At 37.7% G+C, this 7451-nt stretch carries 2 protein-coding genes; both read right to left on the bottom strand.

Annotation, left to right across the window (positions count from 1 at the left end; genetic code table 11):
- Positions 1-5249: filamentous hemagglutinin N-terminal domain-containing protein (locus tag B6C99_RS12530; protein ID WP_158092483.1), on the bottom strand; the 5249-nt coding region annotated here is incomplete at its 3' end.
- Between the two features lie 109 nt (positions 5250-5358).
- Complete coding sequence (locus B6C99_RS12525) at positions 5359-7065, bottom strand: ShlB/FhaC/HecB family hemolysin secretion/activation protein (protein WP_086360134.1); 1707 nt, start codon at positions 7063-7065, stop codon at positions 5359-5361.
- Positions 7066-7451: the final 386 nt, after the last annotated feature.

The raw sequence follows: 7451 nt of genomic DNA, 5'->3' as shown, positions 1-7451 counted from the left end.
ATATTATTAAGTTCATTAGTCGCTATATATAAATCACCCTGTGCTTCAATCGTGGCTGAGTGGTTATTAATTTGCTTGGCAGAGCCAGTCACACTCCAGTTTTCATCCAGTTCACCGCCAATCACAAAATTACCTAAACTAAGTAATTGGGCATGGGCATAGTTATTTAACGTACCCACACCTAAATGGAAATTTTGCCGAGCTGCAATGACCGGAGCCATGTTATTGTTTGCCAGATTATTTAATATATTGGCATGAATAGCTAAGTTATCTGCATAAATTCGGCCACCGGCTAAATTATCTAATTGATGGGTTCGCATCACCGCCGTTGTTGCATCAATTAATCCATGGTTGGTCACGTTTTGGTGTTTTAATGAGAGATACTCAGCACTAATTTCAGCCTGTTGTTCATTGGTTAACTGCTGGCTTTCTAAAGAAACTTGTTGACCTGCGGTGATTTTATTTTTATTAACAATATCTTTTTGTGTGCGAATCGCTAAATGCCCATTTGCAGACAATTCACTTTCATTAATAAAACTGTCTTGTAAATCCAGTGATAAATTATTTTGGCTTTTCATGGTGCCATCACCACGATATGCTTTAGTTTTTAAATAGATATCATTGGCCAGTAAGTGTCCATGACGGTTATCAAAATCTTGGGCATTGATTATCAGATTTTGATTGGCGGTTAATTTGGCTTGTTGGTTGTTTAAATCATCACTTTCAAGCACGATATTATTGGCCTGATATTCAGATGCTTGATTATCCAGTGAGTTTGCTTTGATATCTATCAGTCCATTGGTTTTTAATGTCGCCGATTGATTTATCACATTTGCTGATTTTAAAACTATACCCTTATTAGAGAGCAAATTAGCCTGTGAATTGTCGATATGATGAGTTGATTGAATATCAATCAACCCATTTGCGGTGAACTGTGCTTCACGATTATCTAAACTTTCAGTGGCTTTTAGTTTGATATCGTTTTCCGATAATATTGTCGCTTGCTGATTATTTTGCTCAGTTGCGTCAATCGTGATATTGCCTTTAGCCTGTAATTCGGCATGTTGATTGTTTAACTGGTCAGTATGAATATTCAAGGCTTTTTCAGCAATCATGTTAGCATGTTGATTATCCATGCTCTGGGTGTCGATTGTTAAATCCCCTTTAGAATAAAGCTGTGCTTGCTGATTATTCAGGTTTTGGCTGGTGATATTAAGCCCTTTATCACCCGCGAGCAGTAATGCTGACTCATTATTTAGCTGATCGGCTTTTAACACTATTTGTGATTGGGATTGAAGTGCTGCTTTGGTATTATTCAGTGTGTTGGCATGGATCTGAATATCCTTTTCAGCAACGAAAATAGCTTGATTATTATCAATGTTTTGACTGTTAATCGTAATCTCATCCGCTGCTTTAATCACCCCTTCACGGTTAATTAAGTGATTTGCCGCTATGATAACGGATTGGTCACTAAATAGTTTTGCTTGGCTGTTATCCAGATCATCAGCATCAATCACAATATTTTCTTTTGTACTAAAAATAGCTTGTTGATTATCAATGTGTTTCGCATGGATGTTAAGCGATTGGTGGCTGGCTAATTGAGCGGCAGTATTGGCTAACTGCTGCGCATTAATGCTGATGGCTTTTTTAGCTACCCATTTGGCTTTATTATTGTTAAGTGTTATGGCGTTGACGTTGATATTCCCCTCTGCGCCTATTTCACTTTCAGTTGTATCTATCGTGTCAGCGTGTATGGTGATGTCTTGGTCACTGATGAGTGAGGCGTTATCATTCTTTACGGTTTGTGCGGTAATATCAATATTTCCCAAACTGTAAATGTCTGATGCTGAGCTATTAAGTGTGTCAGCTTTAAGTTGCATCTGGCCCAGTGATGTTAACTGAGCATCTTGCAATGATAATTGCTGGTCACCAGTAATATTCATTTTGCCTTTGCTGGCAATGATCGCGTTATTCAGGGCGGCTTGTTGGCTGCTGAAAGTGAAATCCCCTTCAGTCACATAATTGGCCCGGTCACTGGCGGCGGATTGCGTTTGGATATCAATCCCTTGTTTAGCTTTGATTTCACTATCTTCATTATTGAAAATTTGGCTTATGAAGTTTATTTTACCGCCGGAAAAAAAGGTACTATATTGGTTATCAAAACGATTGGCATTGATATCAATAGATTGATTGCCGAAAAACTGAGCATGGGTATTGCTCATCTCATCAGCCTGAATATTGATACCCTGTTCACTAATAAGCAAAGCATTATCATTGTTTAATTGATGTTGAGCATGAATGTCTATGCCGGCTTTACTCTGCATCTGCGCGGAGTGATTATCAATGTCAGTAGCATCAATAATCAGTCCACCCTCAGTTAACCATGCTGTGTCACGATTATTGAATTGCTCAGCAGTAATATCGATATTTTGTTTTGCTTCAATGGTTGCATTTTGGTTATTAAACTGCTTAGCAAACAGCGAAATAGCTCCTTCACTTAACCAACTGCCGTTTTGGTTATTGAGCGCATTAAAATGCATGCCTATCCCCAATTTGGCATACATCATCGAGTTAGCGCTTTCAGCTTGCTCGGCCACAATCGTTAATATCTGATTAGTCACCAGTTGAGCCCGGTTAAATGCGGCAAAAGCTAGCGCTTGAATAGTTAAATCGTTGGCAGATTTGATAATTGCATCATCGGCCTTAATATTAGTTGCCGATAGCTTAATTTGGCCGTTAGATAAAATCTCACTATGGTTTAATTGCTGCTGTGCACCTCTTAAAGCAATGTTCCCCTTAGCACCGATAGTGGCATCACTCAGGTCAATGTTGTCACTGTCAATAACCATTTGCTGACCTGAATATAAACTAGCTGCGTGTGCAGCAAGTTGCTCGGCTACGTTTAAATTCAGTGCTTGCTCAGCTTGTAATATCCCGTTATGACTACTCAATTGTTTGCTGTCAATGGATAACGTCTGGTCAGAAATTAACTGACCATTATCGTTATTTATTGTTAGCGCTCGTATCGCTAATTCACCTTTTGATATAATGAGGCTTGATTGATTATCAAATAAACCTGTTATATTGATGGTGGTGTTATGACCACTTTGCCATTTTGCGTTGATATTTTGTAATTTATCACCAGTAAAGATTAAATCTTGACCACTAACTAAGATGGTATCGTTGTTATTTAAATGCGTAAATAGATAATTAATTGAACCCGTTGCTTTTAATTGACTTGATTGGTTGTCAATATCCTCGGCTTTAACATTGATATCCTTGTCAGCAATCCAACGTGATTGTTTATTCTGTAGTGTTTTAGCAGCAACATCAAGATAACCTAACGCACTGATTTCTGAATGATTTAACACTAAATTATTCGCCTTTAGTGATAGGGCATCAGTGGTCAGTAATTTAAGATATTGCGCATAAAGGTTATTGGCATTGATATGAATTGACTTCTTCGCTTGTAAATCCGCTTGGTTAGCCGATAAATCTTGTGCCTTAATCTTTAGGTCCTGTTCAGTGATAAGTGCAAGCTCATCAGCATTGATGTTGCCAGCGGAAACAGTAATAGCATCTTTAGCACTTAACGCGGCTTTTTGCATATCTATATCATCGGCATCAATGGTCAATTTGCCATACGTTAAGATGTTAGCAGCTTGACTTTGCACATGATTTGCCTTCACTGCAACATCTTCTTCAGCAATGAATGTGCCATTGTTATTGGTTAATGTCTCGGTTGATACGGCAATCCCTTTTTTGGTTTGCAATGTGGCGTTGGAGGTATCAATTGATACGGTATGATTCAAATTGAGTTGTTGCTCAGTTTGTAAATGTGCAGATTTAATCGAAAGTTGGTCACCAATCAGATTTATCTCATTGGCATACGTTTGGCTATCATCAAGATTAATGGCTTGCTTGGCCTTTAATGATAATTTGTCACCGGCTTTATTTTGACCGTTTAAGGCAATGACATTAGCATCGGCGTTAATATTACCTGATTGCGTCAGTTTACCTTGTGTATCAATACCCGCAATGATGGCACTCTTTTGCTGACTATGGATATTATTGGCACTAAGTTTTATATCTTTTTGTGCAATTAACGTTCCATCATTATTAATGGTTTTACCACTATTGAGTTTAATATTTTGTTTACTGTAAATTTGTTTTTGATTATCAATATTATCTCGGCTACTGATTTGAATATCTTTTGTCGCCTGTATCGCTCCGCGGTTAGTTATTTTACCCTCGGCACTAATGCTAATATTGTTGATACTGGCACCTAATTCACCTGCATTATGTACACCGACCCCTTTTTCGGTGCCCACCATGCGTATTGAGCCGGCATACATCCCACCAAATTGTGAGACATCAATAGATACCTCTGGTCTTTCACTTGAATTAGTATCATCTAAAGGCTCAACGGTTTGGCTGTCTTGACTAACCTTATTTTTACCCGTTACCACATTAAGCTCATTTGCCCAAATAGCCGAGTTGACTGATACAGTATGGGAAATTAAATCGGTATAACTTTGCTCTGAACTATCTAATCCTTTTCCGGTGACTGTAATCTTACCTTGCTCAACCTGATAACCGGTTAAATCACCATTTTGTAGAATAGGTTTACCGGTCGTGAGCGTTGAGCGACTGGCATTAATAAAGCCACAACCATTACAGGTAATGCCTGAGGGGTTGGCAATGATAACCTGCGCCTTTTGACCGGCGACTTCAAGTACACCATTAAGTTGACTTGGGTTACGAGAATTGACCTCATTTAAAATGATTTTAGCCGGTCCACTGTTTTTTAAAAATTCATTACCTTGTACATGACCCGCAATTTGAGTTTGACTGATTTTACTACTGTTGTTTAATATCGCTCCTTGCTGTGCAACATCAAATTGCTGATATTTATTGTGGGAAACCCCTTTATTATTTGGCGTTTGAATATTGACCTGTGTAATACCGTTAGCAGTATTAATCACTTGCGGTTGTTGATGTTTCGCGGCTTGTTTATCGGCAACAATATCGCTGGCACCATAGACGGGTGAACTGAGAGTGACAAAACCCAATGAAAGAGATACGAATAAGGTTATCGGTTTAAGTGTATAAAAAAGTGATTTGAGTGCTGGTACTTTTTCATCCGTAGCCGTTTTTTCTTTACCACCTGATGTTTTAGCGATTTCCGCCACCACCATTTGTAGACCACGCTTTTTATTAAAAATAACTCGATATAACTTCTTATTCATCATCTATTCCTTACTTAATACTGCTTATTCTTGTTTAAGATTTATTACGGTACAACGTTAGGACTTGCTTTTGTTTGTATTTATTGCTTTGTATGACTAAATAATTATTTTAATAGTTCCAGTTAACATTAAAACCTAATGTTAAAGGGTTGGTTTTAAAACCTTTTGGTTTGCGGATTGGTTTACCGGCAAAGAGGTCATAATAAAAACCATAATTATTTCCACGAATACCGAACACACCGCCAGTTAAGTGTCGACCTAGTAGGTACTCACTTTTATTGCCCGACACTTCACCCGTATCGATACCTAGATATGGCTCATGATTAAATGGCCCTTGCCAAGAAAGCTCATTACGCAAGTACCATCCACGGTCTGCTTTTAATGTTAATTCCCCATCAAAACCACGTACAGACCAACGACCACCAATTGAAAATTGGTCTGGTGAAGTTAAGTCATCACCACGGGTATATTGGCCTTGATAATCTAAACGATAGCGAAACGACTGCTCTTTTACTTTAAATGGCACATTGGCGGAGAAATTAACCAGAAAAATATTTGACAATGCACTGATGGTATCTTTAGGATTGTCTTCTTCGGGGGCTTTTTTGGCGTTAAACCAACGAACCCCTTTTTGATAGCTAACACCAAAATCTAAAGTAATATCGTCAATATAATGTCGATGTTGTAACCCTAATTGCCAATGCGTAGTTTTACGTTGTTGGAGCTCCATTTCAGTGTCATTAATATAGTTATGAGATTCACGAAGGGTAATGCCATAACTTAAGGTTGTTTTTTGTGATTCATTACGATGAATTACTCGGCTGATTTGTACATTAGAATTGCGGCTGCGACCACTATACTCAAAATTCTCATTTTGACCGGCTATCGTTTGATGGTATTTATTGCCGGATAATGATGCACTCAGTAACCAATATCCATAAGGGATAGAATAAGATAAGAGGAAGTTACGTGAGCCATATTTCCCTTTACCATTAATATCGTGACCACCCGAGACATAAAACGCATCGCTTAAGGATAATAGATTGTCTAAATATAAAGTCGCACCAGCTTGGTCTCGGCCAGTCGCTTTTGTGCCCGAATCATCAACTGATAACCCTAATCGCCACATTTTGCTTTGCTCTCGCGTGATAACCACATCACTTTCCCCAGGTTTATCACCCGGTACCAGTTTCATTTGGCTGGATACTGTCGGTAACCGCTGTAGGTTCTCCAGACCTTGTTCGATATCACGTAAGTTAAGAAGTTGATTTTCTCTTACTGGCATTGCGCTATACAATTGAGCATATTTATCACTATCATCACTGTAGTAGAGTTTTCGCACTTTACCTTCCACTAATAATAGTTTTAATGTGCCTGACGTTAAATCTTGTTCAGGCGCCACCACGCGAGTGGTGATATATCCATAGCTAATTAAGCGGTCTTGTATTTTGGTCATCAATAAATTGACACCTTCTACACCTAAACAACGGTGCTCTGCTTGACGAGCCAGTTTATTGATAGGAATAAACCAAGGCAATTTATCTCGCTCTAATAATTGCACCTGATGAATATTGAAACATAATGACTCTGTTGGAAAATGAATATCACTTTTTTCATGAGTAGGTGGTAATAAATGGATGTCAGGTGCCGAAGGCGTTAGTGTATCTTGAAGGGCTCTATCACGCTCTTGTTGGCGGAGCAGTTGTTGGTCACTTAGTTGTTGCGTTTTTGGCGGTGGTTCAGCTAACGCAACAAACGAGGGTATGATAATGACACCCCAGGAAAATAAATGTTTTTTGATCGATAAATTCATCATATTAATTACAAAATAACATCACATAAAAATAGACATATAAGCCATGCTAACAACAAAATACAGGAAGATCCACGCTAAAAACTGATATATGTCAATTTATAATATCTTTTGATGATATATCCAATATCATTTGTATTGTTTATTTCAATTACTTATTCGATTAACCTCTCTTTTTTTATAAACACCAGTAATAAATGTTTCGGGGATTTTGCTTAATTTTTTTAAATATATTTATTTTATTAATCAAGTTGTTATTCTTATTTAATGTTTATTTTTAGTACAGTATGGTTAGATGAGTAACAGTAAAATGACGAGGATATATTGATGATGAAGCTAGGATATTTATTATTTAAAATAATCCTTTTTACCTTTTTGGAATTAAATAA

Source organism: Gilliamella sp. N-G2, from assembly GCF_002142215.1.
Classification (GTDB): domain Bacteria; phylum Pseudomonadota; class Gammaproteobacteria; order Enterobacterales; family Orbaceae; genus Gilliamella.
This window is presented reverse-complemented; position numbering and strand designations above follow the sequence as displayed.